Below are 276 nucleotides of genomic sequence, written 5' to 3' on the forward strand. Positions count from 1 at the left end.
ATTCACGCAGAATTCCTCGTGTTCCGCGCTACTCAGGATACCACTATGCTTCGTCTTGCTTCGAATACCGGACTGTCACCGTCTGTGGTCGAACTTTCCAGATCGTTCTTCTCACAAGAGTTCTTGCAACGTTGTGGTCCTACAACCCCGCTTATGCCGTAACATAAGAGGTTTGGGCTCTTCCCCGTTCGCTCGCCACTACTGGGGGAATCATTGTTATTTTCTTTTCCTGCAGGTACTAAGATGTTTCAGTTCCCTGCGTTAGCCCCTTACTAC

The 276-nt window shown here is 49.3% G+C and carries 1 rRNA gene; it reads right to left on the reverse strand.

Going from position 1 to position 276, the window contains the following annotated elements:
- Positions 1-276: ribosomal RNA gene (locus tag NW213_RS16910) — 23S ribosomal RNA — on the reverse strand; the annotation flags it as partial.

Source organism: Bacteroides sp. ET336, assembly GCF_024733815.1.
Lineage (GTDB): Bacteria > Bacteroidota > Bacteroidia > Bacteroidales > Bacteroidaceae > Phocaeicola > Phocaeicola cellulolyticus.